A 3645-nucleotide genomic window follows, 5' to 3' on the forward strand; every position below is an offset into this window, starting at 1 on the left:
CTATGTGACTCCTATGTGGTCCAAAAACAAATCTTTACACCTTAAAGTCTCATTAAAATCTCAAATCTTCTTTGGTCGCAAATACAAAAAAGCTATGTTTTCTATGTGACTATGCGGTTAAAAAAAACCTTCGAGGTGTTAAAAGCCTCAAAGGTTGGTACTATTTATTTCAAAGGCGAATAAGGCAAGGTCTTAAACATCACAGCATCTACCTTCTCTACGATCTTACCAGACGCTTCAGAAGCATCTCGAGCTTTTAGCCACTCGGGATCTTTAACAAAAGCTGCAAAACCAGCATCAAAACTCGCCTGATCTTTTGCACCAAGTAAATAGACCAATTTTGGCTGCGAACCATCTTTCTCCACTGTCATCCAATAAGGGTAATTTTTAAGTCCCTGCTTTTCAAACAAATCCTGCGTATGCTCTTTAAATCGAGTGATTAGATTTTCTAATTTCCCATCATAACAGGTGTAAGTTCTGAGCTGAAAAATACCACTTGCCTGAGTTTTTGGAGTATCATTCAGTCCTTTCGCCAATTTCATAAAAGTCTGGTCCACACTTTTTACCAACCCACCATTGACCTCCGATTCCTTCTTTGCTTTCTTCCATTCCGGATCATTGCTAAATTTCTCCCACATGCGATCGCGTGATTTCTCGTCAGGATAGCCCAAGATGTAGGTCAGGGAATTGTCTGTGTTTTCGACAGGAAGGAAATAGACTATATTCTCCATACCGCTTTTCTCAAAAAGTGCCATGGTATGATTTTCGAAGCGTTTGATCAGATCTGGCAGCTTGCCTTCGTTGGCATAATACTTTCTTATTTCAAAATAAGTTGAATTACTGCCGCCTAACTGTTGAGCAAAGCTGCTAAAGGCAACAAGCATTACAAGCATACTTAGGATTGTTGTTTTCATGGTTATTGGGTTTGAGAGAATTGAAATTAACTGATTAATTAGAAATTATCTAGGCGTACAGCTAGGCACCCTTTATTTCTTCCAAGCTTTATATACCGCGGGTAGCATCACCAAAAGAATCATGAGTAATCCAAAACTCTCTCTGGATTCCTCCATATACTGGTTTTTCATACTTAGATCATGCTGCTTAACTTCTTGAGAAATCCAGCCCCCTACATCTCCTTGCCAGTAATAAATAACTCCAGCTATGCAAGCTAAAGCAAGAATTGTCAAGGGAATTTTTGGGAAAATCCCACGAGTGCCCAATAGACAAAATATCATCGCCACAGCATAAATACTCACCCAAACCTCTGGATCGGGATCATTGAATTGCCAGTAAGCGAAAAGAGCGAAGATAAAAATCCACAGGCCAAAAAAGATTTTATTAAACTTCATGATATTTTGGGGTTTTGTTTAAAACTACAGAAAACATAGAAATTTACTTACTTACGATCATTTCCATTATGAATATCTTTGAAGAACGGTAAATAAATTTGTGCTTAAGATTGCCACCTTCAAATCCATTGAGTATTTCAATTCCAACCCTTCCATTTGCAAATGCTGACTATTACTCAAAGTAAATCAAAAGCTGATCTACAGGGAATCATTAATCTTCAAAGAGCAAATCTCAGCGCACAGTTTTCTGCTGAAGAGAAAGAATCTCAGGGCTTTTTATTCGTCCAGCATTCAATAGATGATCTTAAGAAACTGAGTGATATTGAAGCTCACGTCATCGCATTAGATAGAAACAAGGTAGTTGCCTATATTCTGACAATGACACAAGCTTCCAGAGTAGAGATTCCCCAGCTGCTGCCAATGTTTCTTCAATTCGACCAGATCGAGTATGATGGCAAAAAAGTAAGTGACTACAACTACCTTGTGGTAGGTCAAGTTTGCATAGGAAAAGAATATCGGGGAGAAGGACTATTTGATAAATGCTACAAGAAATACCGAGAATTATTTGCAGGAAAATATGATTTCTCCATCACGGAGATTTCCACCTCTAACCACCGATCTATGCGAGCTCATCAGAGAATAGGTTTTGAAGTGATCCACACCTTTCATGACCTTGTGGAAGAGTGGAGTATAGTAGTTTTGGATTGGCGGAAAACGCCTTAAAAACAAAAAAGGGAAACCCTCTTTCGAATGTTTCCCTTCCTCTCATGATAACCTTGGTCATCGATAAGAGCCAAGCTACTGTTTAAAGACTTTTCCTCCAGTTGCCCAGATTCATAATATTGATTTTCAAACTCCGCCTTCTCCACCTTGCGGCTTTGAAGAATTCAATCAACACTTCTGTGGTTGCCCATTTCAGACAAAATCCCGAAGGACTTTGGCCATTTATGTTTCAATTACGAGCTTTCAATCTTTATCCGAGATCGTATTCCCGGTCTTTTTATCTCTTACTTGGTTTAATAAATTTCTACCTAATTTCGCCAAATCACAACATTCCATGACCTTATTTCCCCACTATTTTTCCACCAAATATTATTCTAAATCAACAGGCTTATCCACCTTGTATTGATGGTTATCAACTTTTTAATCACATTTATAATCCCGTTTCTTCAAAATCAATCGAATTGCGATTTAGTTCATTTTGATTCTCATGAGATATGCATCCGCAGTCATATACAAATAGGCCTCTTCACTGTCAAAAGCACAATTCGCAGTTCCCTGACCAGTCAGTATAGTCCCCAAATGCTTTCCGTCAGAACTGATCACCCAAATACCGCCAGGCCCAGAAGCAAAGAGAGTTCCCGAACTGTGAACGGTCAGACCATCCGGCAAACCAGGGCTCTCCTCCCCTATAGTTGCCGTAGCATCCAATAAGATCTTGCCGCTCAAAATATCCCCAACTTCATCCAACTCAAACGCATAATACCTGGCTTTTTGAGCATCAGATTGAGCTACGTAAAGCGTTTTCTGATCTGGACTTAGCCCTATTCCGTTTGGTCGATTAAGGCTGTCTAGGAGTAGGTGCAAGCTTCCATCTATATCCAATCTATACACTCCCTGAAAATCCAATTCCTTGGAATCCCAATCATCTAAACCATAAGGTGGATCTGTAAAAAATATCTGCCCGGATGTATTCAGCACCAAGTCATTTGGACTATTAAACTTTTTCCCTTCGAAATCAGACGCCAAAGTGGTAAAATCAGCCGTGGGTGCTGAGAGCGGAGAATTCATCATTGCAATTCGCCTTTCTCCATGCTGGCAAAGAATCAGGTTTCCTTCACCATCCAAAGCCAAACCATTTGCCCCTGGCTCTTTCTTCTTTGTCTCAGTTCCCAAATATCCAGAAGGCTCCAAAAACAAACTCAAGCTATCTTTTTCGGTCCACTTCCAGATTTTATTGGTCGGAACATCCGTGAATATTAGAGCATTTTGATCTGCCAGCCATAGTGGCCCTTCAGCCCATTCAAATCCAGAAGCCAATACTTCAATGTCAGCATCTGCAGAAATAAATGAATTGATCTGTGAATCCAATCTTTCTACAGAACCTACTGTCCTGTAAGTAGATACTACTACCTCAGTTTCTATGGTATTTTTAGGACTTGTACAGGCCAAAGCTGATGTGAGGAGGAATAAAATAATTGAATTTCTCATTTCTAACTATTTATGTGATTATACGGGATCTTGCCCGAAGAAAATTTAAAGAATCGAAAATCCAAAGACAGATTGAATTCTGGTT

At 39.5% G+C, this 3645-nt stretch carries 4 protein-coding genes; 1 reads left to right on the top strand and 3 read right to left on the bottom strand.

Translation table 11 applies throughout. The features are described 5' to 3' along the window. Positions 1-164: 164 nt before the first annotated feature. Together BVH04_RS22875 and BVH04_RS22880 are read right to left on the bottom strand one after the other, a co-directional pair. Positions 165-914 (bottom strand): NIPSNAP family protein, encoded by a 750-nt coding sequence (locus BVH04_RS22875; protein ID WP_086543790.1) that lies wholly within the window; start codon positions 912-914, stop codon positions 165-167. A gap of 72 nt (positions 915-986) precedes the next feature. Then, the gene (locus BVH04_RS22880; protein ID WP_086543791.1) at positions 987-1349 is read right to left on the bottom strand and encodes a transmembrane 220 family protein; all 363 of its coding nucleotides are present in this window, start codon (positions 1347-1349) and stop codon (positions 987-989) included. Positions 1350-1511: 162 nt separating this feature from the next. Here BVH04_RS22880 and BVH04_RS22885 point away from each other — a divergent pair, with 162 nt between their 5' ends. Continuing rightward, positions 1512-2072, top strand: a complete 561-nt coding sequence (locus BVH04_RS22885) for a GNAT family N-acetyltransferase (protein ID WP_086543792.1) — start codon at positions 1512-1514, stop codon at positions 2070-2072. A 468-nt stretch (positions 2073-2540) separates the two neighbouring features. Here BVH04_RS22885 and BVH04_RS22890 read toward each other — a convergent pair whose 3' ends face one another. Next, positions 2541-3560, bottom strand: coding sequence for an SMP-30/gluconolactonase/LRE family protein (locus tag BVH04_RS22890; protein WP_086543793.1), 1020 nt, complete (start codon positions 3558-3560; stop codon positions 2541-2543). Between the last annotated feature and the right edge of the window lie 85 nt (positions 3561-3645).

It is taken from the genome of Algoriphagus antarcticus (assembly GCF_002150685.1).
Taxonomy (GTDB): domain Bacteria; phylum Bacteroidota; class Bacteroidia; order Cytophagales; family Cyclobacteriaceae; genus Algoriphagus; species Algoriphagus antarcticus.

Excerpts from the sequence above, each read along its gene's own strand:
- BVH04_RS22890 (WP_086543793.1), bottom strand. The coding sequence starts at position 3,560 with ATGAGAAATTCAATTATTTTATTCCTCCTCACATCAGCTTTGGCCTGT.
- BVH04_RS22885 (WP_086543792.1), top strand. The coding sequence starts at position 1,512 with ATGCTGACTATTACTCAAAGTAAATCAAAAGCTGATCTACAGGGAATC.
- BVH04_RS22875 (WP_086543790.1), bottom strand. The coding sequence starts at position 914 with ATGAAAACAACAATCCTAAGTATGCTTGTAATGCTTGTTGCCTTTAGC.
- BVH04_RS22880 (WP_086543791.1), bottom strand. The coding sequence starts at position 1,349 with ATGAAGTTTAATAAAATCTTTTTTGGCCTGTGGATTTTTATCTTCGCT.